This is a genomic window from Streptosporangium sp. NPDC087985 (genome assembly GCF_044741965.1).
In the GTDB taxonomy this organism is placed as follows: Bacteria; Actinomycetota; Actinomycetes; order Streptosporangiales; family Streptosporangiaceae; genus Streptosporangium.
Map to the genome: position 1 here is coordinate 45670 of NZ_JBIUTQ010000018.1, position 24441 is coordinate 70110.

The following is a 24441-nucleotide window of genomic DNA, read 5'->3' on the forward strand; positions in this document are numbered from 1 at the left end:
GGGGTGCCGCCTCCGGAGAGCCACCCCCGCTCCCCGGCGGGATCTGGTAGGCATTTACGCGTGACGCGTTTCCTGGCACTCCTCGCGACTGCCCTCCCCCTCCTGGCGGCCACCTCCCCGGCCTCCGCCTCACCCCCCGGCAAGCCACAGGTCCCGGCCGGGATGACCGCCTCATATGCCGTCTTCGACCGGCAGACGGGCAGAGTCACCTTGTACCGCAACGCGCACCGGAAGTTCCGGTCCGCGTCGGTGGTGAAGATCATGATCGCGATCGACTACCTGGAGTCGCACAGCAGCGTCCCCCCGAGAGACCTCGCCCTGCTCAAGGCCATGCTGCGGATCAGCGACGACCACGCGGCGACCTCTTTCTGGACCCGGAGCGGCCAAGGAAAGATCATCGAGCGGATGGCACGCAAGCTGCAGCTGACGGACACCACTCCCCCGCCCGCCAACCTGCCGGGGTTCTGGGGTTACACCTCACTCAGCGCGCTGGACGTCGTCCGGACCTACCGCTACCTGCTCGACCGCGCCGACCCGAAAGTCAGCGGCCTCATCCTGGGCCACCTGCGCAAGGCCGGGCAGTGTGGCTCCGACGGCTTCGACCAGTATTTCGGTATCCCGCGCGGGGTCACCGGGCCGTGGGCGGTCAAGCAGGGCTGGTCAGGGTACGGCCCGACGCCCCCGGTCCGGTGCGAGCAGACTGCAGCGCCCGGGGCCGCACCGGTCCTGAGCCCGGCGCAGGACGTGGCCGCGTCGCCCGGGTCCGCACCTGCTGGAGCGGCTGCTGGAGCAACGGCCGGAACCGCGGTGAGCAGTCCGGTCCCCGACTTCGGTCACCCGGTGCTGCACACCACCGGACTCGTCGGCCCGGGAGAACGATGGATCATGGTCCTGCTCACCGCCCACCCCTCGGGGACCACCTGGCAGCGCTCCACGGGACAGGTGACCAAGCTGGCCAAGGAGGTCTATCTCAGCGGGACCTCGTGATGCCGGGCTCACCGAAAGGGGTGGCGGTGAGGCCGTAGTCCTTGAGAGTGATGGCGTCGGACCTGTTGACCGCCTTCTCGATCAGGCCTGCCCACGGCAGGTGGGGCAGCGTCCTGATCGACAGGTTGCGCATCCGGATGGCCAGCTGCGATCTGGGCACGAAGCCGTTGACGCCGCCCGGTGGGAGCTTCTGGCTCTGTCTCACGAAGTCGCGCATCTCCCGCTCGTAGGCGGCGAAGGCGGCCGCGTGGTCCCCACCGGCCTCGGCCAGCTCTCCGGCCAGCACGTAGGCGCCCACCACTGCCAGCCCTGTGCCTCCGCCACCCAGCGGCGACGGGCTGTATCCGGCATCGCCGAGCAGCACGATCCTGCCGCGGGACCAGCCGTCCATGACGATCTGGGTGGCCGAGTCGAAGTAGAAGTCGGTGGCCGCCTCCATCGCCTGGAGCATCCTGGGCACCTGCCAGCCCGCTCCGGCGAAGACCTCGGCCACGATCTGTCTCTGCCTCTCGGTGTCTCTGTGGTCGTAGTCGAGCGGCCCTGAGGCAAACCCGAACAGGACCTTGGCCTCCTCGGGCCGCCGGGACGGGCGCAGCGCCGCCACCTTCCTGCCCGGCATGTTGTGGAAGAGGTCCCAGTGCTGGATGTCGAAGACGTTGGGCGCGGTGAAGTACGCCACGTAACAGCCGAGCTCCCGGCTGAAGCGCGACTCCTGGCCGAAGGCCAGGGACCGTGTCACCGAGTGCGCGCCGTCCGCGCCCACCACCAGGTCGAAGACGCGCGGCGCGGACCGCTCGAAGGTGACATGCACGCCGTCGGGGGTCTGGGTCAGCGAGGTGATCGTGTCATCGAAGACGTACTCCACCTCGTCCCCGGTCGCCCGGTAGAAGATGTCGACCAGGTCACCGCGGAGGATCTCCACCTCGCCGACCACGCCGTTTCCGCCGAGGAAGGAGGCGGGCATGTCGGCGACGCGCCTGCCTGTGGCGTCCACGTAGGACATCCCTCTGCAGTCGACGGCCACGCGCCGGGCCTCCTCGAGGAGCCCCATGCGCCTGACCACGTCGACGGAGACACCGCGCAGGTCGATCGCGTGGCCGCCGGGGCGCGGGGCCGGAGCCCGCTCGACCACCGTCGGGGTGAAGCCGTGGCGGCGTAGCCAGTAGGCCAGGGCGGGCCCGGCGACGCTGGCGCCGGAGATCAGGACGTTCTTCATGACGCGCTCCTTGTTCCGTGGTGCGTACACCGTACCCATAGTGCACTTACGATGTAAATAACGCACTAGTGCACTGGGGTTGTGGCAGTATGAAGCCGGGAAAACCAAAATCTAGTGCACTAGAGCACCGGGAGCGTGAACAGTGGACGGGACAGAGCCTCCGTACCTGCGGATCGTCGCCGAGCTGCGGCGGCGTATAGCGGCGGGCCGGCTGCGCCCCGGCGACCGGGTGCCCTCCACCCGGCAGATCGTCCAGGAGTGGGGCGTGGCGATGGCGACCGCCAGCAAGGTGCTGACGACCCTGCGCCAGGAGGGGCTCGTGCGGGCCGTACCGGGGATCGGGACCGTCGTCGCGGACACCGTCACGGAGGCCGTCGCCCCCCGTAGACCCACCCTCGGGCCCGAGCTCACCAGGGAGCGGGTCGTGCGCGCCGCGATCGGGATCGCCGACGTGGAGGGGCTGGCGACCCTGTCCATGCGCAGGATCGCGACCGGCCTGGGGGTGGCGGTGATGTCGCTCTACCGGTACGTGGCGAGCAAGGAGGAGCTGCTCATGCTCATGACCGACGCCGTGCTGGCCGAGGGCGCGCTCCCCGAGCCGCCGCCGGGCTGGCGGGCCTGGATGGAGCTGGCCGCCAGGACGCAGTGGGCCCTTTACCACCGCCACCCCTGGCTGGCGCAGGCCGCCTCCTTCACCCGCCCGCTGCCCACGCCCAACGCCATGGTCCAGGCCGAGCGGGCGATGCGCGCGGTGGACGGCCTCGGCCTTGACCCGGTCACGATGGTTCACATCTATGCCACCGTGGCCAACTACGTGCGCGGGACCGCCATCAACCTGGAGGCCGAGGCCGAGGCCGCACAGGAGACCGGCATGACCGACCAGGAGTGGATCGACTCGGAGCTGCTCCCGCGTATGGAGGAGTTCCCGCTGCTGTCGAAGATCCCCCCCAACTCCCTCGACCTGGACACGCTGTTCGAGTTCGGGCTGCGGCGGCTACTGGACGGGCTGGAGGTGCTCATCGGGGATTCCGACGGGCGCGGGGACGGTTAGTGCCGGGTTCCTCGGCCTCCCGGGCGCCGTACACGGCGGCCGTGGACGCAGCCCAGGAGGCTGTCAGGCTGTGCTCAGCCGCCGCTCTTGCGGCGGAAGGAACGCTTGCCCCCGACCGGGCCGTGGGCGCCGTGGATCTTCGAGGAGTTGTTTCCCCTGCCACCGGCGTTCGCGTCCGTCTGGGCGACCTTCTTCCGCTCCAGGGCCTCACGGAACTTGCGCTTCAGCTCATCCTCGGAACTCTCGGGTTCCGGCGTGACGTCAGACATACGGACCTCCTGATCTGGGCGGGCAGTCCACCTCGGCCAACCGGACCATCATCCTCTCACGTCCTCAACGGGATCCGGTTGGCTACAAATACGCAAGACTCTTATCCGAAAGGATAGCCGTCAAAAAGTACCCCGGGCGGAGCCGAGGGGAACCTCACTTCAGGTCCATGGCCATCAACAGGAGCAGGCCGGCGAGGTGGCCGATCACCACGAACACGATGACGAAGATGAAGATGAATTTCGCCGGTCCGTGTTCGAAGTGCTTGCCTTCGGAGAGGACCGGCCGCTGGGCCTCCCGTTCGGCGATCCGCTCCTCGATCGGCTTGCGGTTGAACATGGGACTCCTTTGGGCCGCCCGATACTTGGGGTCACAATAGTTTGTGTACTAACTATCGTACTATGTCGGGTAGGAGGTGTATGTGAGCGATATGACTGATCCGCTTAATCTGGAGCGGCAGGTGTGCTTTGCCCTGGCAGTCGCCTCGCGCAGCGTCATCGGGGTCTACCGGCCGCTGCTACAACCCCTGGGGCTGACCCACCCGCAGTATCTGGTGATGCTCGCGCTCTGGCAGCACGCGCCGCTGTCTGTGAAGGAGCTGAGCAAGCTACTGCAACTCGACCCCGGTACGCTGTCCCCGCTCCTCAAACGTCTTGAGGCGAGCGGCTACATCCGGCGAGGGCGCGACAGCAGGGACGAACGTGTCCTGGAGGTCACGCTCACTCCGGAGGGCTGGAAACTGAGGAGCGAAGCTGAGGGGATCCCGTCGTCCGTCGTGGATCGCCTGGGTATGGGACTGGAAGAGCTGCAGGAGCTCCACCAGTCACTGACCAGGGTGATCGCCGCGGCGAACGGCGCGCATCACTGATTCACAGAGAGGACAGGAAAGGCTCATGGCTGGAAGCCACGGAGGAAGCCCCAAGTCTTGGCTTGCGGTTATCGTCATTCTGCTCGGGTTCACCGTCGGTGGTGTGGCCCTGTGTCTCGGCCCCAACTGGATGCTGGTCTGGGTGGGCGTCGGGATCATCGTGGTCGGTGGTGTGATCGCCCTGCTGGTCGACATCTTCTCCGACGTGATCGTGGACGCGCCCCGGGAACCGCTCGACCGCGCCAGCTGATCACATCTCCGGCAGGGCTTCCTCGACGGAGGGCTCAGATGATCCGATAGAGCAGTTCGGGCCGCCCGACCCCGCCGTACTGCGGCACCCTGCGCGCGACGCCGCTGCCCGTCAGGTGTTCCAGATAGCGGCGGGCGGTCACCCGCGAGACGCCGATCGCGGCGCCGGCCGCCTGCGCCGACACGCCTCCGGGAGCCTTGCGCAGCTCCGCCAGTACGGCGTCGAGGGTGACCGGGGCCAACCCCTTCGGCAGCGGGCTGTGTGCCGGGCCGCGCAGGGCGGCCAGGGCCCGGTCCACCTCGCTCTGGCCGCTGGCCTCACCCGAGCCCTCCATCGACGACCGGAACGCCGCGTAGCGCGTGAGCTTCTCACTCAGCGAGGCGAACGTGAAGGGCTTGAGCAGGTACTGGGCCACGCCCACGGAGACCGCGGCCCTGACCACCGCCAGGTCGCGCGCCGAGGTGACCGCGATGACGTCGGAGAGCACACCCGCCGCCCGCAGGGCCCGGCACACCTCCAGCCCGTGCATGTCAGGCAGGTAGAGGTCGAGCAGGATCAGGTCCACCGGCCGCCGGCGCAGGAAGCGCAGAGCCTCCCCGCCGGACCTGGCCACTCCCTCCACCCGGAAACCGGGCACCCGTTCCACGAAGAGGCGGTTCGCCTCCGCGGTGATCTCCTCGTCCTCGACGACCAGCACCGAGATCATGAAACGCCCTCCCCACGCAGCGGCAGCCGTACGGTGAACACCGCTCCCGGCCCGCCGCCGACGTCGACCGTACCGCCCAGGCGGCGGACCGCCTGTCCCACCATGGCCAGCCCGAGGCCACGTCCGTCGCCCTTGGTGGTCCAGCCTGGCCGGAACGCCTCCCGTGCCGTGGCCGTGTCCAGTCCCGGCCCGCTGTCGGCGACGCTGACCAGGAAGGACGTCTCGTCGGCCAGCATGCGGACCTCCACCCGCGCGGGCGGGACACCCGCCATGGCCGCGTCCACCGCGTTGTCTATCAGATTGCCGACGATCGTCACCAGGTCCCGGTCGTCCAGGCCGATGTCGTCGAGTCCGGTGTCCGGGCTGATCACCAGCTCCACACCGCGCTCCGCGGCCTCGGCGCTCTTGCCCAGCAGCAGCGCCGCGAGCACCGGCTCGCGTACCGCGCCCACCACCCGGTCGGTGAGGTCCTGCGCCGCCCGGATCTCCGCGGTCGCGAAGGCCACTGCCTGCTCGGCGCGGCCCAGCTCGACGAGGGCGATGACGGTGTGCAGGCGGTTGGCCGACTCGTGCGCGGCGGCGCGCAGGGAGTCGGCGAAGCCGCGTTCGGCGTTGAGCTGCCCGGTCAGGGACTGCAGCTCGGTGTGGTCGCGCAGGGTGACCACGGTGCCGAGCGAGCGGTTGCCTGAGCGGACCACGGCGACGTTCACCACGAGTGTCCGCTCCCCGGTCAGGTGGATCTCGTCGGTCCGGTTCTCCCCGCTCACCAGCAGCTCGGTGAGGGAGGCGGGCAGGTCCAGTTCGGTGACGTGCCGCCCGTCCGCCTCGCCGTACAGGCCCAGAAGCCCCCTGGCGCCGTCGTTGCAGAGCGTCAGCCTGCCCGTGTCGTCGACCAGCAGCAGTCCTTCCCGTACGGCGTGCAGGATCGCGTCGTGGTACTCGTACATCCGGCGGAGCTCGCCCGGGCCCATCCCGTGGGTCTGGCGGCGCAGCCGGGCCCCGACCAGGTAGGTGCCCGCACCGCCGGCGGACAGGCCGAGCAGGCCGATGAGGGCGGCGCCGGCGAGCTGCCCGTGGAGCCTGACGCCGATCTTCTCGACGGTGATGCCCGCGCTGACCAGTGCCCGCACCCTGCCGTCGGTGTCACGCACCGGGGCGACGGCGCGCACCGAGGGGCCGAGGGTACCGGTGTAGGTCTCGGTGAAGGTCTCCCCTCTCAGGGCGGGCGCGATGGTGCCGAGGAACAGGTGGCCGATCTGGGCCGGGTTGGGGTGGGTGTAACGGAGCCCGCCGGTGCTCATGATCGTGACGAAGTCGACCTCGGTCTCCCGCCGCACCTTTTCCGCGTACGGCTGCAGCACGGCGGAGTCGCCGAGGGCGGCCAGCACCGAGGGGGAGCCGGCCACGCTGACGGTCACCGCCCTGGCCTTCCCGGCGGCCTCCTCGACGAGCAGCTCGCGGGCCTGCAGGAGGGTCAGCACCGCGCCTCCCGCGACGGTGACCCCGACCACAACGATCTGCAGTGCCAGCATCTGCCGGGCCAGGCTCCAGCGGCGCGTCCATCCGGACAACGTCCTCAATCCCACGAGCTTCCCTACGTCCACGAACGAAATGTACGCAATGGTGACGTGGGTCACATCGTCGGCACATAGTCACTCGACCAGAATTTCCGTCCGGACCGGGAAGATGGAGTGTCCGCTATGTCCCGAGATCGTACTCATTACCTATATATAGCTGTCATTGTCGCGGTGATCGCGGGGATCGCCGTCGGGCTCGTGGCCCCCGACCTGGGCAAGGAACTGAAGCCGCTGGGCACGGCCTTCGTCGCGCTGATCAAGATGATGATCAGTCCGATCATCTTCTGTACCATCGTGCTCGGCGTCGGCTCGGTCACCCAGGCCGCCAAGGTCGGCCGGGTCGGCGGCCTGGCGCTCGGCTACTTCCTCGTCATGTCGACCGTCGCGCTGGTCATCGGCCTGGTCGTGGGCAACCTGATCGATCCCGGCAACGGCCTCCAGCTCACCGACGAGCTCCGCAAGGCCGCCGAGGCCGAGGCGGCCAAGGGTGGCGAGAGCGACACGGTGACCTTCCTGCTCGGGATCATCCCGACCACGCTGGTGTCGGCGTTCACCGCGGGGCAGGTGCTGCAGACTCTCCTGGTGGCCCTGCTCGCCGGATTCGCCGTGCAGGCCATGGGGGAGCGCGGCAGGCCCATCCTGACCGGCGTCGGGCACATCCAGCGGCTGGTCTTCCGCGTCCTCATCATGATCATGTGGGCCGCCCCGGTCGGTGCCTTCGGCGCGATGGCCGCGGTCGTCGGCGCCACCGGTGTCGACGCGCTCAAGAGCCTCGGCCTCATCATGCTCGCCTTCTACGCGACCTGCCTGCTCTTCGTGTTCGGCGTGCTCGGGCCGGTGCTCTGGATGTTCGCCCGGGTCAGCCTGCTGTCCCTGCTGCGCTACCTCGGCCGGGAGTTCCTGCTCATCCTGGGCACCTCCTCCTCCGAGCCGGCCCTGCCCCGGCTGATCGCCAAGATGGAACACCTCGGGGTCAGCCGCCCCGTAGTGGGCATCACCGTACCGACCGGTTACTCCTTCAACCTCGACGGCACCGCCATCTACCTGACGATGGCCACCCTGTTCATCGCGAGCGCCACCGGCGCCCCCCTCTCGGGCGGCGAGCAGATCTCCCTGCTGGTCTTCATGATCATCGCCTCCAAGGGGGCCGCCGGGGTCACCGGCGCGGGCCTGGCCACCCTCGCCGGGGGCCTGCAGTCCCACCGGCCCGAGCTGGTCGACGGCGTCGGCCTGATCGTCGGCATCGACCGCTTCATGTCCGAGGCCCGGGCGCTGACCAACTTCGCGGGCAACGCGGTCGCCACCGTCCTCATCGGCACCTGGACGGGCGAGTTCGACCGGGAACGCGCGGCCGAGGTGCTGGCCGGCCGGGTCCCGTTCGACGAGACCACCCTGCTGGACGAGGACCAGCCCCCGCCGCCGGCCGAACGCTCCGATCCGGCGATGTCACCGGCGTAGCGGAGACGGCCGGCCGCCTCCCCCCGCCACGGGGAGAGGCGGCCGGCCGCGCGTCGCCGTCAGGGACGTGCCGTCAGGACGTCGACCGCCAGCTCGCGGACCACGCTCTCGTCGACCTCGACGCCGAGCCCCGGTCCGGTGGGGACGTGGGCGACACCGTCCGCGATCTTGACCGTCGCGCCGGCGGCATAGGGCGAGGCGATGAACTGCCTGCCGTTGAGGTCGACCGGCCCAGTGATGCCGTGCGCCGCGAACAGATGCAGGGAAGCGGCCAGCCCGAGGTCGGAGTCGGTCAGTCCCGAGCCCATCAGCCGGACGCCGCAGTCCTCGGCGAGCTGGCACAGGCGCCGCGACAGGGTCAGACCGCCGCTCCGCTGCACCTTGGCGATCGCCACGTCGACCGCGCCGAGCCGTACCAGGGCCGCCAGATCGGTGGGGTGCCTGAGGCTCTCGTCGAGAGCCACGGGCAGGGGTGAGACGTCGCGCATCCGCCGCATCCCGGCGAAGTCGTTGGCGGGGAGCGGCTGCTCGAAAGCGGTCACCCCGAGCTCGAGCAGCCGTCCGGCCAGCCGGAGGGCGGTGTCGCAGGTGTATGCCTGGTTGGCGTCGACCCAGAGCGGCGCGTCCGGCGCCGCGTCGCGCACGGCGGCCACCACGGCGAGGTCGGCCTCCTCGGAGTGCAACCCGATCTTGACCTTGAACGCGCGGTAGCCCGCGTCCTTCCCCTCGGCGACGCACTCGGCCACCTCCTCGGCCGTCTGCCCGGACACGATCCAGGCGAGCTGTACCTCCTCGGTGCGGCGCTGCCCCCACAGCACGCCGACGGGCACACCGGCGGCCCGGCCCAGCAGGTCGTGCAGGGCCACGTCGACCGCGCACTTGGCCAGGGGGGCGCCGATCGACAGGCCCCGGTTGATCGCCCGGTCGAACGCCGTGGTGACGGCGTCGAGGTCCCAGGCCGGCCTGCCGATGATCGCGGGCGCCAGGTAACGGTCGATGGTGGTGACGATCGACTCGGCCGTCTCGTAGGTCCACGCGGGGATCGGGGTGGCCTCGCCCCAGCCGTGGACGCCCTCGGCGCTCACCTTGACCAGGACACGGATACTGGGCTGCCCCGCGACGGCGACCGACCCGCCGGAGACGCCGAAGGAGCGCAGGGTCGGCAGCGCGACGGCGTAGGTCTCCACCCGGTCGATGGAGAGTCCGGTCAGAGTCACGGTGAGATCCTTTCGATAAGCGGGTTTCTGGTCGGGGCCGAGGTGCTCGCCCGCAGGACGACCGTGCTCGGGATGCGTTCGATGCGGCTCCGCCCGGCCGTGGCGGGCCGCAGGGCCATCGCCATGACGCGTTTTCCGAGCTCCTCCAGCGGCAGCGCCACAGTGGTCAGCGGCGGTGTCAGATCACCGACCACGGGAATGTCGTCGAATCCGGCGAGGGAGATGTCGGAGGGCACGCCCAGCCCGTGGTCCCGGAAGGCGGCGAGCGCGCCGACCGCCATGATGTCGGTCGAGGCGAAGACACAGGTGGCCCGCAGTCCACGGGCGATCAGTTCGGTGGCGGCCCGGTAGCCGCCGTCACGGCTGAAGGTGCCCTCCACGATCTGGCCCGGGTTCAGCGTGACCCCCGCCTCGGTGAGCGCGTCCCGGAAGCCGTTGAGGCGATCCATCACGGTGGTGAGCGTGGCCGGCCCGGTGAGCACGGCGAAGTCGCGGTGGCCGAGGTCGAGCAGCGCCCTGGCGAGCGCGGTGGCCCCCGTGCGGTTCTCGGGCAGGACCGAGTCGATGCGGAGGCCCTGATGGCGGCTGACCGCCGCGATCCTGGCCCCCGCGGCGCTGCAGCGGGCCAGTTCCTCCCGCATCGCCGCCTGCCAGGCGCGATCCTCGAATCCCGAGCCGATCAGCAGGATCGCCCTGACGCGCTGGCCGCGCATCATGGAGACGTAGGAGATCTCGCGGGCCGGGTCGCGGAAGGTGCTGCCCATGATGACCTGGAGGTCGTGCTCGGCGGCGACGCGCATGACCCCCCGGGCGATCCCGGCGAAGTAGGGGTCGCTAACGTCATGGCAGATGACGCCCACCGCCTGGCTCGAAGCGCGGGCGAGCGCCTGGGCGTGGGCATTGGGGGTGTAGGCGAGCCGTCCGGCGGCGGCCAGGACGCGCTCTCGGAGGTCGGCGCGTACACGGGTGGTGCCGTTCAGCGCACGGGAGGCGGTGGCGGGTGACACGCCCGCTGCCCGCGCGACGTCGCTGAGGGTAACTTGCGTCTGTTCGCCCACGTTGCCCGTCACCTCCTCTTGACCCGTATGTGAGAGGGCTCTACCGTACACCGGAAAGCGCTTTCGGATAGCGCTTTCCGATCATTGAGAAAGCGCTTGCGTAAGGGCCACGCCCACACGCGAGTAGAAGGAAGGTGCTCACCATGAGCATGAACCTCGGCGGGTCCGAGGGTCGGCTGCTCGCCGCGCTCGAAAAGAGCTGGCGCCCGGCCGCACTCCTCGCCGCCTGCTTCGCGGTCTGGTGGGCGATCACTTTCGCTCAGCTGGTGCCGCCGTATCTCGTCCCCTCGCCGGGCACGACCCTGGCCGTGATGGCGGACAAGTGGCCCTATCTCTGGCAGCACACCTGGGTGACCACCTACGAGACCATCCTCGGCTTCGCCATCGCCGCGATCTTCGGTGTGCTGGCGGCCGTGGTCATGGTCTACTCCACGACGGTGGAGAAGACGCTCTATCCGATCCTGCTCTTCGCCCAGGTCGTCCCCAAGATCGCGATCGCCCCGCTGTTCGTGGTCTGGCTCGGTTTCGGACTGACCCCCAAGATCGTCGTCGCCGTCCTGATCGCGTTCTTCCCCGTCGTGATCGCCATGGTGACCGGTCTGAAGTCGGTCGACCCGGAGATGCTCCAGCTCGCCTCCACGATGGGCGCGAGCCCGCTCAAGACCTTCGCCAAGATCCGTTTCCCCGCCTCCCTCCCCCATCTGTTCTCCGGGCTGAAGGTGGCCGTCACCCTCGCGGTGACCGGCGCCGTGGTCGGGGAGTTCGTCGGGGCGAACCAGGGCCTGGGCTTCGTGATCCTGCAGGCCAACGGGAACCTCGACACTCCCATGCTGTTCGCGGGACTACTGGTGATGTCGCTGATCGGTGTCGTGTTGTTCGTCCTCGTCGAGATCGCCGAGCGGTGGATGCTGCCCTGGCACGCCAGCCGGAGAGGCGAGGCGGTAACCGCCACCCCCTGAAAGACGAGGCAGTGACCATCATCCCCCCAAAGAAGGGCAGTCCCGTGAAATCTCGATTCCTCATCGCCGCCTTGATGCCGGCCCTCCTCGTCGCGGCCTGCGGCACCGGCGGAGACGGCACGACCACCGACGCGTCGGGCAAGCAGCTCGACCAGGTGACCCTCACGCTCAACTGGTACCCGTACGGCGAGCACGCGCCGTTCTACCTCGGCAAGAAGCAGTCCGTCTTCGAAAAGCACGGCATCGATCTGAAGATCCAGGCCGGTCAGGGTTCCCAGAAGACCATCCAGGCCACCGGCGCCGATCAGACCGACTTCGGCTGGGCCGACACCCCGGCGCTGCTGGCGTCCATCGGCCAGGGGGTCCCGGTCAAGAGCCTCGGTGTCTACCTGCAGACCACGCCCGCCTCCGTCCAGTTCTTCGACGAGAAGAACATCAGCACGCCGGCCGACCTCAAGGGCAAGAAGATCGCCGGCACGGCCGGTGACGCCCTGTCCAAGACGTTCCCCGCCTTCCTCAAGGAGAACGGCCTGGCGGAGACCGACGTGCAGATGCAGAACACCGACCCGGCGGGCAAGATCGCCGCCGTGATCTCGGGGCAGACCGACGCCCTGCTGGGCTACGCCTCCGACCAGGGGCCGACGATGCAGGAGAAGGCCGGCAAGAAGGTCTCGTACCTGCGGTTCTCCGAGTTCGGCCTCAACTTCTACAGCAACGGCCTGCTGGCCTCCACCAAGACGCTGGAGAGCAAGGCCGACCTGGTGAAGCGCATGGTCGCGGCGACCAGCGAGGCCTGGGCCGTCGCGGAGAAGGACCCGCAGGCAGCTGTGGAGGCGATGGCGGGAGCCTCCGAGCAGCTTCCCAGCCCGCAGGTGCTGCTCGACCAGTTCAAGACCACCGTCACGCTGCTGCACACCGACGCGACCAAGGACATGGCGCCGGGGATCAACACCGAGGCCGACTGGCAGGCGACGATCGACACCTTCGCCAAGGCCGGTGTGATCACCAAGGCCGAGTCGCCGGCCACCTACTGGGACGAGAGCTTCGCTCCGAAGGGATGAGCACGTCGACTTCCTGCCCGGGGCTGAAGCCCCGGGTCTCCACGCTCAAGGAGTTTTGATGAAAGGCAACCTGGAGGCCGAGCGCACGCCCGGCAGCGCGGGCACGGTCGCGGCGGTGGAGCTCGATGCCGTCGCGGTCCGGTTCCGGGCCAAGAAGAAGGAGGTGACCGCGCTGCGAGACGTCTCCCTGAGCGTCGCTCCCGGGGAGTTCGTCTCGATCGTCGGCCCCTCGGGTTGCGGCAAGTCGACCCTGCTCAAGCTGGTCTCGGGACTGCTCAAGCCGTCGGCGGGAGCCGTACGGCTGTTCGGGGATACGGTCGGCGGCACCAGGAACGACATCGGGTACGTGTTCCAGCGGGCGGCCCTGCTGGAATGGCGGTCCGCACGCCGTAACATCCTGCTCCAGGCGGAGATGCGCGGTATGCCCGCCGGTGAGGCCGGCAAGCGGGCGGACGAGCTCATCGAGATGACCGGGCTCACCGGTTTCGAGGACGCTCTGCCGCACGAGCTGTCGGGTGGCATGCAGCAGCGGGTGGCACTGTGCCGGGCGCTGCTGCACCGCCCGCCGGTCCTGCTGATGGATGAGCCGTTCGGCGCGCTCGACGCGCTCACCCGCGAGCAGATGAACATCGAGCTGCACAGGATCTGGCGGGAGACCGGGACGACCGTGCTCCTGGTAACCCACTCCATCGCCGAGTCGGTCTACCTGGCCAACCGGGTCCTGGTGATGACCGCGAGGCCGGGCACCGTCGCCGAGGTCATCACCGTCGACCTGCCCGACTCCCGCGACTACGCCGAGACGATGGCCCAGCCCCAGTTCGCCGAGTCCACGGCGCGGATCCGCGACCTGCTCGGCGCCGCCACGGCGGCGGAGTAGCGGTCCTCGTCCAGGACGGGTTCTCTCCGTTCCGGATGCCCGGCGAGCTCATGGTGTTCCTGCTGGACCAGGACACGCACGTGTTCGCCGGGCCCCTCGGAAGACACTGGACCGCGCGGCAGCGCGTGCTTACCTGCGAAGTTCTCCGAGAATCTGCCGACACATATCGGCACAGCGGCGCGTGACATCCGTGCACATCTGGCAGTGGGCGTGGCGAGCGGCGTGCTGGCTGCACAGCGCGTGGCTACGTTCGCACGCCAGCAGGCAGGCTTCGACCTGCGCACTGATCAGGCTGTTGTCGGGACCGCTGCCCCGGGTCAGTATGCGGCGTGTCGTCCCTGCGACGTCAGCGCAGTCCAGGTCCCGGCTGATCGCCGACGCCATGTGCAGCGCGTCCTGTTCGCCCAGCATGCCCATGGCGCAGGCGGTCACCACTTCCTCGCATTCCTGGAGGGTGTCCACGGCATTGGCGAGGACGTCGCTGCTCAGTCCGGCCTTGGCGGTCATCGTGTCGAACAGTTCGCGAGTGTTAGACATGATCTCTCCTCGTCGAGGCGTCGTCTGCCTTCCACGCTAATCCCGGTTTCGATGTACAGGGGCGATCGGGATGGCCCCTGTACATGCCCTTAATTCGAGATTGCGGTCACATTACGACCTGATGCCCCAGGCCACGTGCAGGTGCCGCCCGGGTCAGCTGCCGCCGGGCGCCTCCTTACCAAGCCTAGGACTGCGGCGGAGCTTAACGAACTGGTCGACAGTGGTATGAGCCAGGACGAAAACCGTGACTATCAACGCAATTTATTAGGGGAACCGTCATGGAGATGCCTGTCATCAATCGCTGCGAGGCCGTGTCGTGCGCGTACAACCGCGACCGAATGTGTCACGCGACGGCCATCACGGTCGGTGACCTGTCCCACGCGCACTGCGACACGTTCCTCACCGCCCCCGCACAGGGAGGCGACCAGGCGACGGTGGGCCGGGTGGGCGCCTGCAAGATGGCCGACTGCCGACACAACGTGCAACTCGAATGCCAGGCGCCCGGCATCGACATCGGCTACACGCAGGACGAGGCCGACTGCCTGACGTACGCACCCGCGTAGACCGGCGACGAGGCGGTGAGGAGATCATCAGAGCGGCTGCTCCAGCCAGTGCCGCATCGGAGCCAATCCCGCGGCCTCGTAGAAAGTCCGGGCCTCCGTGTTGAAGTCCCACACATCGGTGATCAGGCGGGAGCATCCCGCCTCCCTGCCCGATGTGCGCACCGCGTCGAGCAGGGCGGTGCCGACGCCTGTCCGGGTCGCTTCGGAGGTGACGGCCAGGTGTTCCAGGCTGATGAACCTCCTTGCCTGCATAAGGGCGTCACCGGGACGGTCGACGATCACGGCGAGAGCGTATCCGACCGGTCGCCCTGATGACCGGGCGATGAAGGCGCGGGCGTCCTCTCGGGCCAGGTGGGCCTTGAAGATCGGGACCAGGTCGTCGTGAGCGGGCTGGGAGCGGAAGACGTCCGGCCGGTGCAGGGCGTGGACGGAGTGCACGGCGTCGTTCAGCTCGGCCAGAAGCGCGGCGTCCTCGGGGGACGCGGAGCGGATCTCGATCGAAGGCGAGGACATGGGTGAGGTCATGGAGGGATCATGGCCCATGTCCCGGCGCTGATTCCATGGCTTTTCCGGCGTCGAGATATTCGACTGCCGCGTCGAGGAGCCAGGCGGCGAGGTAGCCGGCGAAGGACGACCGGACGGACACCCGGAACGTGTCGTCCTCGTGGGCGGCGAGGATGACCTGGGCCCGGGCGAGCATGGTCTGGGCGCAGCGGCCGGGCCCGAACAGGCGGGGATGCAGGTCGAGGGCGCAGCCGTGGGCCAGCAGGTCACGTGCGCGCGGCCCGGCCACCAGCAGCGTGGTCCGCTGGGCGGAGACGTCGGTGATGCCGGCATGACCTGTTCCGGCGGCGGCCCGCAGCCTGGCCTCCAGACCGTCGTCGCCCGCCGCCCCGACGACCAGCCACTCGTCGGGGCCGAGCCACAGCACGTCGGCGTCCCCACGCGCATAGGTGTTGGGCTCGGTGGGCAGCGGCACGCCCAGGGCGATCCCGAGGTCGCGGGCCGTGTCGCTCGCGGGATCGGCGCGCAGATCGACCTGGGTGAGGAACGGCACCTCCGCGATGCGCAGGCCCTCGCCCGACACCGGCTCGACCCGGGCCAGCGGGCTCAGTCGTTCAGCCATCCCGGCGCGCTCCCTCGGGGTCGTAGAGGACGTGGTGGGTGACGGTGACGGGGACCAGTTCGGCCCCGACCGGCACGTAGAGCCGCTCGCCGAGCCGCTCACGGCCGCCGCTGACGAGGGCGAGAGCGAAGGTCCGGCCGAGCGCCGCGCTGCGGTAGCTGGAGGTGATGTGGCCGAGCATCGGGACCGGCGGCTCGGGCAGCCGGTCGGCGGCCACCAGGTGGGCGCCCTCGGGCAGCAGCCGGTCCGGGTCGACCGGCAGCAGTCCGACCAGGTGCCTGCGGTCGGGTCTGGCGGTGTCGGCGCGGGCGTGGGAGCGCCTGCCGACGGAGTCTGCCTTCTTCCTGGACACCACCCAGTCCATGCCGAGGTCGGCGGGGGTGACCGTGCCGTCGGTGTCCTGGCCGACGATGGGGTAGCCCTTCTCCGCCCGGAGCACGTGCATGGTCTCGGTCCCGTACGGCGTGACGAGGCCGGTCGCCTGGACCGCCTCCCACAGCGCGAGCCCGTCCCAGGCGCTGACGTTGATCTCGTAGGCCAGCTCGCCGGAGAAGCTGATCCGGCACAACCGCGCCTCGATGCCCGCCACCGTGGTGTCGCGCCACGTCATGAACGGGAAGCTCACCCTGTCCACGGCCAGTCCGGGGGCGAGTCCGGCCAGTACGGCCCGGGAGCCGGGTCCCGCGAGCGCCACCGTCGCCCACTGCTCGGTGACCGAGGTGCAGTACACCCGCAAGGAGGGCCACTCGGTCTGCAGCCACTCCTCCATCCAGTCCAGGACGGCGGCGGCGTTACCCGTGGTCGTGGTCACCAGGAACCGGTCCGGTGCCAGGCGGATCACCGTCCCGTCGTCGAAGACCATCCCGTCGGGCCGGCACATCACCCCGTAGCGGATCGCGCCCACCGCGAGCGTGCTCATCATGTTGGTGTAGAGCCGGTCGAGCAGTTCGGCGGCGTCCGGTCCCTGGATGTCGATTTTGCCCAGTGTGGAGGCGTCCATCGATCCGGCGCCCTGCCGTACGGCCGCGCACTCCCGCAGGACGGCGGCCTCCATGTCCTCACCGGCGCGGGGGTAGTACCAGGGCCGCTTCCACTGGCCGACGTTCTCGAACACCGCGCCGTGCGCCACGTGCCACTCGTGGAGCGGGGTGACCCGGACGGGGTCGTGCAGCACTCCCCTGTCGCGCCCGGCGAGGGCGGCGAAGGAGACCGGCATGTACGGCGCGCGGAAGGTGGTGGTGCCGAGCTCCGCGATGTCCACTCCGCGGAGGTGGGCGACGACCCCGCTGGTCAGCAGGCCCGAGGTCTTGCCCTGGTCGTGGGCGGTCCCGGCGGTGGTGTAACGCTTGACGTGCTCGACCGAGCGGAGCCCTGCCCCGGTGGCGCGCATGACGTCGGCGACGGTGACGTCGCGCTGCAGGTCGACGAAGTGGGTCCGGTAGTCGTCGGCCGGGACGAGCCACACGTGCTCGGCTCGCTCCGCCGTGCCATCCTCCTCATGCGCCGCCGTGCCGTGCTCGGCGCGTGCCGCGGTGACGCCTTCGGCGGCCACCGGGACGTCCCCGGCGCGGGGAGCCGGCCCGGGGCGGGCCGCCGGGAAGCCGGCCGCCTCCGCCGCCCGTGCCCCGGCCTCGGCGCCGTCGGCGAGGCAGCGGTCCAGGGTGAACAGTCCCCGCGCGGCTCCCGCCACCTCCACCGCCTGGCGGACCGCTCCGGGGACGGACGTGCCGAGCTCCTGGTCGTAGCGGAGCTCTCCGCCCGCCTGCGCGAACAGATGGAGTACGGGGTTCCAGCCGCCCGAGACGAGCAGCAGGTCCGCCTCGATCTCCCGGCTCCCGGGGACGGTCACCAGGGAGACGGTCACCGAGGAGACCGCGCCGTCCTCGCCCGCGGCGACGCCGGTGACGACGTGCCCGGTGAGCAGGTCTGTCCCGTCCCCTGCCCGGCCGTCGCCTCGCCGTAAGTCCTGCCGCGCGTCGCGCGGTCCGCCCTGCGGTGCGCCGGGCCGTACGGCCTGCCGCGCGTCGGCGATGGCGGCGATCTCGACGCCGGCGGCCGCCAGGTCGCGGGCGGCGTCGTAGGCGCTGTCGCCGGCGGTGAAGACCACCGCGCGGCGGCCCGGCAGGACTCCGTAGCGGTTGACGTAGGCGCGGGCGGCGGAGGCGAGCATCACGCCGGGCCGGTCGTTGCCGGCGAAGGCGATGGACCGCTCGTGCGCGCCGGTGGCCAGTACGACGCGGCGGGCCCGGATACGCCAGACGCGCTCCCGGGAGGACGCCCGCTCGCCGCGGCGTTCCACCGCGACCAGGTAGTTGTCGTCGTAGTAGCCGAACACGCTGGTGCGGGCGAGCACCCGCACCTCGGGACGGCCCGCCAGCTCGGCCAGCGCGGCGGCGGCCCAGTCCGCGCCGGGGACGCCACCGACCGTCTCGGCGGTGTCCGGCAGGCTGCCGCCGGCCACGGGCCGGTCGTCGGCGAGGATCACCCGGGCACCCGTCGCGGCGGCGGTCAGGGCGGCCGAGAGCCCGGCGGGTCCGGCTCCGACCACCAGGACGTCGTAGTGGGCGTACACGCCGTCGTAGCGCGCCGGGTCGGGTTCCCCGCCCAGCCGTCCTCTCCCCGGCAGGCCCCTGGCCACCAGCCCGTCGTACAGCTCGACGACGGTGGCCTGCAGCATCGGCTCGGGGAAGGGGTGCTCGATCTGGACGAGGGCGTTGGGCTCCTCGGTCCACGCGGCGAAGACGCCCCGGGGACGGCCCAGCCGCACGCTCGTGGCGACCGTGCGCACCCCGTTGGCGAGCAGCGCGGAGGCGAGCGTGTCACCCCGGTACCCCTCGAGGTCGCGGCCGTCGAACCGGAACCGCAGCCTCTCGCCCCGGTGTCCGGCCCTGCGGAACGGCTGGGAGCTCAAGCGATCACCGGCCCTGGCTCGCCGACGCGGTAGACGGCGTGAATCTCGTTGGTGGCGGTGTCGCGGACCACGTTGAACCAGCGGCGGCAGCCGGCCGTGTGGCTCCACCGCTCGGCGAACGGCCCCCGGGGATTGTCGCGGAAGAACAGGTAGCGGGCCCACTCGGCGTCGGAGAGGGCGCCGGGGTCATCGGGATAGGCGACGTGCGCCTGCCCGCCGTAGTGGAACTCGGCCTCGTCGCGGGGCCCGCACCACGGGCAGGGGATCAGCAGCATCGGTGGGGATCTCCTTCAGTGGGCCACTGCGGCGGCGCCGTGCTCGTCGACGAGCGCGCCCGTGGTGAATCGGTCGAGGGAGAAGGGGGCGTTGAGCGGGTGCGGCTCGCCGTGGGCGACCGTGTGCGCGAAGCACCAGCCGACGCCCGGCGTGGCCTTGAACCCGCCGGTGCCCCAGCCGCAGTTGACGTAGAGGCCGTCCACCGGGGTGAGCCCGACCACCGGTGAGGCGTCGGGGCTGACGTCCACCACCCCGCCCCAGGTCCGCAGCACGTGCGCCCGTGCGAACACGGGGAACAGCTCCAGGGCCGCCGCCATCTGCCGCTCGATGATGTGGAACGCGCCGCGCTGCCGGTAGGAGTTGTAGGCGTCGATGCCCGCTCCCATGACCAGCTCGCCCTTGTGCGCCTGGCTGACGTAGACGTGCACGGCGTTGGACATGACCACCGTCGGGTGCACGGGCTCCAGCAGGTCCGAGACCAGCGCCTGCAGGGGGTGGCTCTGCAGCGGGAGCTCCACCCCCGCCAGCCCCGCCACGACCGAGGAGTGGCCGGCCGCGCACAGCGCGACCCTGCCCGCCGCGATGCGGCCCCGGGTGGTCTGTACGGCCCGCACCCGCCCGCCCCCGACGTCGATCCCGGTGACCTCGCAGTGCTCGATCAGGTCGACGCCCAGCGCGGCGGCGGCCCGGGCGAATCCCCACGCGACGTGGTCGTGCTTGGCGATCCCGGCCCTCGGCTGGTAGGTCGCGCCCAGCACGGGGTGGCGCACGTCGGGTGAGACGTTGACGATCGGGCAGACCTCGGCGACCTCGTCGGGGCCGAGCCATTCGGCGTCGACGCCGTTGAGCCGGTTGGCGTTGACGCGGCGCACGCCCTCCCGGACGTCCTGCCGGCTGTGCGCGAGGTTGAGCACCCCGCGCTGGCTGAACAGGAGCGGGTAGCCGAGGTCCTCCTCAAGTCCCTCCCACAGCTTCAGCGCGTGCTCGTAGATGCCCGCGCTCTCGTCCCAGAGGTAGTTGGACCGGATGATGGTGGTGTTGCGGGCCATGTTGCCGCCCGCCAGCCAGCCCTTCTCCAGTACGGCCACGTTGGTGATGCCGTGGTTTCTGGCCAGGTAGTAAGCCGTCGCCAGGCCGTGGCCGCCCCCGCCGACGATCACCACGTCGTAGGAGCGCTCCGGCTCGGGGCTGTTCCACAGCCGGTCGGGGTGCTCGGGCAGGCCGTCCGCGGGATCGTGGGCGCTCATCGTGGTCCTTCCTAACCGCGCAGACGCTTCATCGCCGGGTCGTAGAGGGGTTCCTCGGCGACGACGGCGGCGATCCGCCGGTCGAAGTAGCCGATCCGGAGCGCCTGACCGGGCGTGGAGAGCGCGGCCGGCAGCCAGGCGTAGGCGATGCCCTTGCCGATGGTGTGGCCGTAGGCGGCGCTGGTGACGTATCCGACGCAGGTGTCGCCGTCGTAGACGGGCTCCTTGCCCATCACGACGGCGGCGGAGCCGTCGATCGTCAGGCAGGTCAGCCGTCGCCGCACCGAGGCGCGGCGTTCCCGCAGAGCCGCGCGGCCGATGAAGTCGTCCTCGCCCGCCTGCCGTACGGCGAAGCCCAGGCCCGCCTCGTAGGGGTCGTGCTCGCAGGTCATGTCGGTGCCGAAGGCGCGGTAGCCCTTCTCCAGCCGCAGGCTGGAGAAGGCGCCGCGTCCGCCCGCGATGATCCCGTGGCTCTGTCCCTCCTCCCAGAGGGTGTCCCAGAGCTTCGCGCCCAGGTCGGCCGTCGTGTAGAGCTCCCAGCCGAGCTCCCCGATGTAGGACAGCCGGAGCGCGGTGACGGGCACCGTGCCGACGTGACCCCGCCGGCCGCGGAAGTAGCCGAAGCCGTCGCGGGAGAAGTCGGCGCCGGCCAGCGGTTCCATGAGGTCGCGGGCGCGGGGTCCCCAGACGCCGACGCAGCAGGTTCCGGCCGTGATGTCGCGGACCACGACCGAGCCGTCGGCCGGGAGGTGGCGGTGGAGCCAGTCGAGGTCGAGGTTGCCGTTGGCGCCGACCTGGAACAGGTCACGGCCGAGACGGGCGACGGTGATGTCGCTGCGGATGCCGCCGTCGGCGTCCAGCAGCAGGCAGTAGGTCACCGAGCCGACGGGTCTGCCGATGTCGCCCGTGGAGAGCCGCCGCAGGAAGGCGACGGCTCCGGGCCCGCTGACCTCGATCCGCTTGAGCGCGCTCATGTCGTACAACGCGACGGACTCCCGGGAGGCCTGGGCCTCGGCGCCGACGATGGGCGACCAGTGGCGGGCGGCCCACCCGTCCGGCTCGGGGATGTCCCGGCCTTCGAGCAGAGGCGCGTTGGCGCCGTACCACTGGGGGCGCTCCCAGCCGCCGGCCTCCAGGAAGCACGCGCCGAGCTCCCGCTGCCGCGCGTGGAAGGGGCTCACCCGCAGCGGGCGCAGGTTCTCCGGCGGCTGCAGCGGATGGATGATGTCGTAGACCTCGACGAAGTTCTGGGCGGCGCGGGTGAGAACGTAGTCGGGGGCGAGCTGGTGCGGCTCGAAGCGGTTGACGTCGCACTCGTGCAGGTCGAAGGACGAGCAGTGGCCGTCCACCAGCCATTCGGCCATGGCCCTGGCCACGCCCGCCGAGTGCGTCACCCATACGGCCTCGGCCACCCAGAAGCCCTTGACCTGCGGGGACTCACCGAGCAGCGGCATGTTGTCGGTGGTGAAGGAGAACAGGCCGTTGATGCCCTCCTCGATCTCGGCCTCCCGCGTGGCGGGCAGCAGCGCCTGAGTCTCGGCCCACGCGGGGGCGAAGTCGCCGGCGGTGAACGGCAGCACCGACGGCATCACCTCCGCCGCCTCGACGGGGAGGATGTCGGCGGGCCGCACCGGCATCGGGCGGTGACCGTAGAAGCCGATGCCCAGCCGGTCGGCCCGCTCCCGGTAGTACAGGTCGGCGTCCTGGTGGCGCAGGATCGGCCGGACGGCCTCCTCGGCCTGCCCGCGCAGCGCGGGGACGGGGCCGGTCCAGGCGAGCTGGTGTGCCAGCGGCGTCAGCGGCAGGGCCATGCCGACCAGGTCCGCGATCTTCGGTCCCCAGATGCCCGCGCAGCAGACCACGAGGTCCGCCGGAATCTCGCCCCGGTCGGTGACGACGGCGGCGACCCGGTCGTCCTCGACGCGGATGCCCCGCACCTCGTGCCGCTCCAGCACGCGCACGCCCCGCTCCCGGGCCAGCCGGAGCTGGATGTCGACGGCGTCGACGGCCTTGGCCAGGCCGTCGGTGGGCACGAAGAACCCGCCCAGCACCCGGCCGGGGTCGAGCAGGGAGTGGAGTGCCACGCATTCGGCGGGGGTGAGCAGCCGCCCTTCGACGCCCCAGGCGGTGGCCCAGCCGTGGCGGCGGCGCAGTTCGGCGAGCCGTCCGGGGGTGGTGGCCACCTCCAGGCCGCCCACCTGGAGGAAACAGCCGAGCGCACTGAACTTCTCGACCGTGTACCGGGCCATCTCCGTCATCGTCTTGGACGGGTTGGTCTGGAAGACCAGTCCGGGTGCGTGGGACGACGATCCGCCTGTGACGGGCACGGGGCCCTGGTCGACGACGGTGACGTCGTCCCAGCCCTTCGCCGAGAGCTCGTCCGCGAGGGCCGCCCCGACGACTCCGGCTCCGATGATGACGACGCGCCGGCCTGCCATGCACACCTCCGTCGTTGCGCGACCCGGAACGCGGTGCGCTTTCCGCAACAGATTCTCCCGCGGCCGTCACGCTGTCAAGGAGGGGGCGGGCCTCTCCCGACGGGCGGTGCCGCCGCGGCCGGCGAGCATCCGGCGTGCCGGAGTGGGCCTCTCACTGTGAGCGGTGCCGGTAGAAGTCGAGGTGTTCGGCGGCGAGCGGGGTGTTGCCCAGGATCAGGTCGGCCGCCTTCTCCGCCACCATCATGACCGGCGCGTAGATGTTGCCGTTGGTGACGTACGGCATGACCGAGGCGTCCACGACGCGCAGCCCGTCGAGGCCGCGGACCCTCATGGACAGCGGGTCGACGACGGCGAGGGCGTCGGTGCCCATCCTCGCGGTGCACGAGGGGTGCAGCGCGGTCTCGCCGTCCCTGGCGACCCAGTCCAGGATCTCCTCGTCGGTCTGGACTCCCGGCCCGGGCGACAGCTCCCCCGCGTTGAACGGGTCCATGGCGGGCCGGGTCAGGATGTCGCGGGCGACCCGGACCGCCTCCACCCACTCCCGCCGGTCCTGCTCGGTGGACAGGTAGTTGAACCGCAGTGCGGGGTGGACCCGGGGGTCGGTGCTTCTGATCTTCACCGAGCCGCGCGCGTCGGAGTACATCGGCCCGATGTGCACCTGGTAGCCGTGCCCGCCCACCGGCGCGGAGCCGTCGTAGCGCACCGCGACGGGCAGGAAGTGGAACATCAGGTTGGGGTAGTCGACGTCGTCGTTGCCGCGGGCGAAGCCGCCCGCCTCGAAATGGTTGGTCGCCCCGGGTCCCCGGCGCAGGAACAGCCACTGCGCGCCGATCCACGGCCGGTTGCGCCACTTCATCGCGGGCTGCATCGACACCGGCCGGCTGCAGCCGTACTGGATGTAGACCTCCAGGTGGTCCTGCAGGTTCTCCCCGACCCCCGGCAGGTCGTGCACGACGTCGACGCCGAGGGCCTTCAGCTCTCCGGCGTTGCCCACGCCGGAGAGCTGGAGCAGCTGCGGCGAGTTGAGGGCGCCGCCGCAGAGGATGACCTCACCCGCGCGGACCGTCCGGCCGTTGTACTCGACGCCGACGGCCCTGTTCCCCTCGAAGAGGATCTTCGTGACGTACGCCCGCGTTCTGACCTCCAGGTTGGGGCGCCGCTTGACGGGGTGCAGGTAGGCGCGGGCGGCGGACAGCCGGCGCCCCCGGCGGATGTTACGGTCAAACGGCGCGAATCCCTCCTGGCGGTAGCCGTTGACGTCGTCGGTCAGCGGATACCCGGCCTGCTGCACCGCCTCGAAGAAGGCCGTGAACAGCGGGTTGCGCACGGGCCCGCGTTCGAGCGTCAGCGGCCCGTCGTGCCCTCGCCGGGGGTCGTCCGGATCGGCGGCGAGACAGTTCTCCATCCGCTTGAAGTACGGCAGGCAGTGCGCGAAGTCCCAGGTCTCCATACCCGGGTCGGCTCCCCAGCGCTCGTAGTCCAGGGGGTTGCCCCGCTGGAAGATCATGCCGTTGATGCTGCTGGACCCGCCCAGCACCTTTCCCCGGGCGTGGTAGATCCGGCGGCCGTTCATGTGCGGCTCGGGTTCGGACTCGTACTTCCAGTCGTAGAAGCGGCTGCCGATGGGGAAGGTCAGCGCGGCCGGCATGTGGATGAAGACGTCCCAGGGGAAGTCGGAGCGGCCGGCCTCCAGCACCAGCACACGGTTGGCGGGGTCGGCGGACAACCGGTTCGCCAGGGCGCTTCCGGCTGATCCGCCCCCAACGATGACGAAGTCGTACATGTCTGCCT

The 24441-nt window shown here is 70.5% G+C and carries 24 protein-coding genes; 9 read left to right on the forward strand and 15 right to left on the reverse strand.

The genetic code is table 11. The annotated features are described in order from the left end of the window. Positions 1 to 60 precede the first annotated feature (60 nt). Positions 61 to 987, forward strand: a complete 927-nt coding sequence (locus tag ACIN94_RS26190) for a hypothetical protein (protein ID WP_400711140.1) — start codon at positions 61 to 63, stop codon at positions 985 to 987. On the opposite strand, the gene ACIN94_RS26195 is transcribed toward ACIN94_RS26190, so the two are convergent. After that, positions 971 to 2203, reverse strand: a complete 1233-nt coding sequence (locus tag ACIN94_RS26195; protein ID WP_400711143.1) for an FAD-dependent monooxygenase — start codon at positions 2201 to 2203, stop codon at positions 971 to 973. The two genes, ACIN94_RS26190 and ACIN94_RS26195, sit on opposite strands and share 17 nt — an antisense overlap. Before the next feature lie 142 nt (positions 2204 to 2345). Between ACIN94_RS26195 and ACIN94_RS26200 the strand changes: the two genes are divergently transcribed. Beyond that, positions 2346 to 3254, forward strand: a complete 909-nt coding sequence (locus ACIN94_RS26200; RefSeq protein ID WP_400711146.1) for a TetR/AcrR family transcriptional regulator C-terminal domain-containing protein — start codon at positions 2346 to 2348, stop codon at positions 3252 to 3254. Positions 3255 to 3328: 74 nt separating this feature from the next. Here the strand turns inward: ACIN94_RS26200 and ACIN94_RS26205 are convergent, their stop codons facing one another. Together ACIN94_RS26205 and ACIN94_RS26210 are read right to left on the reverse strand one after the other, a co-directional pair. Then, positions 3329 to 3523 (reverse strand): DUF5302 domain-containing protein, encoded by a 195-nt coding sequence (locus ACIN94_RS26205; RefSeq protein WP_345003561.1) that lies wholly within the window; start codon positions 3521 to 3523, stop codon positions 3329 to 3331. A gap of 154 nt (positions 3524 to 3677) precedes the next feature. Next, positions 3678 to 3860 (reverse strand): hypothetical protein, encoded by a 183-nt coding sequence (locus tag ACIN94_RS26210; RefSeq protein WP_400711150.1) that lies wholly within the window; start codon positions 3858 to 3860, stop codon positions 3678 to 3680. A 91-nt stretch (positions 3861 to 3951) separates the two neighbouring features. Here ACIN94_RS26210 and ACIN94_RS26215 point away from each other — a divergent pair, with 91 nt between their 5' ends. Then, positions 3952 to 4389: a MarR family winged helix-turn-helix transcriptional regulator gene (locus ACIN94_RS26215; protein WP_400711153.1), complete on the forward strand. Its 438-nt coding sequence runs from the start codon at positions 3952 to 3954 to the stop codon at positions 4387 to 4389. A 25-nt stretch (positions 4390 to 4414) separates the two neighbouring features. After that, positions 4415 to 4639 carry an HGxxPAAW family protein gene (locus ACIN94_RS26220; protein WP_400711156.1) on the forward strand — a complete coding sequence of 75 codons (225 nt, stop codon included), beginning with the start codon at positions 4415 to 4417 and terminating at the stop codon, positions 4637 to 4639. Between the two features lie 34 nt (positions 4640 to 4673). Here ACIN94_RS26220 and ACIN94_RS26225 read toward each other — a convergent pair whose 3' ends face one another. Both ACIN94_RS26225 and ACIN94_RS26230 read right to left on the reverse strand, forming a co-directional pair. Beyond that, positions 4674 to 5345, reverse strand: a complete 672-nt coding sequence (locus ACIN94_RS26225; RefSeq protein WP_400711158.1) for a response regulator — start codon at positions 5343 to 5345, stop codon at positions 4674 to 4676. Beyond that, positions 5342 to 6949: an ATP-binding protein gene (locus ACIN94_RS26230; protein WP_400711161.1), complete on the reverse strand. Its 1608-nt coding sequence runs from the start codon at positions 6947 to 6949 to the stop codon at positions 5342 to 5344. Before ACIN94_RS26230 ends, ACIN94_RS26225 begins: the two co-directional genes overlap by 4 nt. A gap of 96 nt (positions 6950 to 7045) precedes the next feature. On the opposite strand from ACIN94_RS26230, the gene ACIN94_RS26235 reads away from it, so the two are divergent. Then, a complete protein-coding gene (locus tag ACIN94_RS26235; RefSeq protein ID WP_400711164.1) occupies positions 7046 to 8380 on the forward strand; it encodes a cation:dicarboxylate symporter family transporter in 1335 nt (444 codons plus the stop codon). Positions 8381 to 8439: 59 nt separating this feature from the next. On the opposite strand, the gene ACIN94_RS26240 is transcribed toward ACIN94_RS26235, so the two are convergent. Both ACIN94_RS26240 and ACIN94_RS26245 read right to left on the reverse strand, forming a co-directional pair. Beyond that, entirely contained in the window at positions 8440 to 9597 is a 1158-nt protein-coding gene (locus ACIN94_RS26240; protein WP_400711167.1) for a mandelate racemase/muconate lactonizing enzyme family protein, read from the reverse strand. Next, positions 9594 to 10667 (reverse strand): LacI family DNA-binding transcriptional regulator, encoded by a 1074-nt coding sequence (locus tag ACIN94_RS26245; protein ID WP_400711170.1) that lies wholly within the window; start codon positions 10665 to 10667, stop codon positions 9594 to 9596. The genes ACIN94_RS26240 and ACIN94_RS26245 overlap by 4 nt, the downstream gene beginning before the upstream one ends. 131 nt (positions 10668 to 10798) lie before the next feature. Between ACIN94_RS26245 and ACIN94_RS26250 the strand changes: the two genes are divergently transcribed. Genes ACIN94_RS26250 through ACIN94_RS26260 form a run of 3 tightly spaced genes read left to right on the forward strand, consistent with a single transcriptional unit; the run spans position 10799 to position 13552 of the window. Further along, on the forward strand, positions 10799 to 11614 hold the full coding sequence (locus ACIN94_RS26250) for an ABC transporter permease (protein ID WP_400711173.1): 816 nt from the start codon (positions 10799 to 10801) through the stop codon (positions 11612 to 11614). Between the two features lie 44 nt (positions 11615 to 11658). Next, entirely contained in the window at positions 11659 to 12675 is a 1017-nt protein-coding gene (locus ACIN94_RS26255; protein ID WP_400711176.1) for an ABC transporter substrate-binding protein, read from the forward strand. 58 nt (positions 12676 to 12733) lie between these two features. Beyond that, entirely contained in the window at positions 12734 to 13552 is an 819-nt protein-coding gene (locus ACIN94_RS26260; RefSeq protein ID WP_400711179.1) for an ABC transporter ATP-binding protein, read from the forward strand. Positions 13553 to 13681: 129 nt separating this feature from the next. Here the strand turns inward: ACIN94_RS26260 and ACIN94_RS26265 are convergent, their stop codons facing one another. Further along, positions 13682 to 14089, reverse strand: coding sequence for a four-helix bundle copper-binding protein (locus ACIN94_RS26265; protein WP_400711182.1), 408 nt, complete (start codon positions 14087 to 14089; stop codon positions 13682 to 13684). 284 nt (positions 14090 to 14373) lie between these two features. On the opposite strand from ACIN94_RS26265, the gene ACIN94_RS26270 reads away from it, so the two are divergent. Continuing rightward, entirely contained in the window at positions 14374 to 14652 is a 279-nt protein-coding gene (locus tag ACIN94_RS26270) for a DUF1540 domain-containing protein (protein ID WP_400711185.1), read from the forward strand. Between the two features lie 27 nt (positions 14653 to 14679). Here ACIN94_RS26270 and ACIN94_RS26275 read toward each other — a convergent pair whose 3' ends face one another. The 7 genes from ACIN94_RS26275 to betA all read right to left on the reverse strand — a co-directional run bounded on the left by ACIN94_RS26275 (position 14680) and on the right by betA (position 24433). Beyond that, entirely contained in the window at positions 14680 to 15177 is a 498-nt protein-coding gene (locus tag ACIN94_RS26275; protein WP_400711188.1) for a GNAT family N-acetyltransferase, read from the reverse strand. Positions 15178 to 15184: 7 nt separating this feature from the next. Continuing rightward, a complete protein-coding gene (locus ACIN94_RS26280; RefSeq protein ID WP_400711191.1) occupies positions 15185 to 15778 on the reverse strand; it encodes a sarcosine oxidase subunit gamma in 594 nt (197 codons plus the stop codon). Beyond that, positions 15771 to 18689, reverse strand: coding sequence for a 2Fe-2S iron-sulfur cluster-binding protein (locus tag ACIN94_RS26285; RefSeq protein ID WP_400711194.1), 2919 nt, complete (start codon positions 18687 to 18689; stop codon positions 15771 to 15773). The genes ACIN94_RS26280 and ACIN94_RS26285 overlap by 8 nt, the downstream gene beginning before the upstream one ends. Further along, a complete protein-coding gene (locus ACIN94_RS26290; protein WP_400711197.1) occupies positions 18686 to 18964 on the reverse strand; it encodes a sarcosine oxidase subunit delta in 279 nt (92 codons plus the stop codon). The genes ACIN94_RS26285 and ACIN94_RS26290 overlap by 4 nt, the downstream gene beginning before the upstream one ends. Before the next feature lie 15 nt (positions 18965 to 18979). Beyond that, complete coding sequence (locus ACIN94_RS26295) at positions 18980 to 20212, reverse strand: sarcosine oxidase subunit beta family protein (protein WP_400711200.1); 1233 nt, start codon at positions 20210 to 20212, stop codon at positions 18980 to 18982. 11 nt (positions 20213 to 20223) lie between these two features. Next, positions 20224 to 22650 (reverse strand): FAD-dependent oxidoreductase, encoded by a 2427-nt coding sequence (locus ACIN94_RS26300; RefSeq protein WP_400711203.1) that lies wholly within the window; start codon positions 22648 to 22650, stop codon positions 20224 to 20226. Between the two features lie 151 nt (positions 22651 to 22801). Further along, complete coding sequence (gene betA / locus ACIN94_RS26305) at positions 22802 to 24433, reverse strand: choline dehydrogenase (protein ID WP_400711206.1); 1632 nt, start codon at positions 24431 to 24433, stop codon at positions 22802 to 22804. Positions 24434 to 24441: the final 8 nt, after the last annotated feature.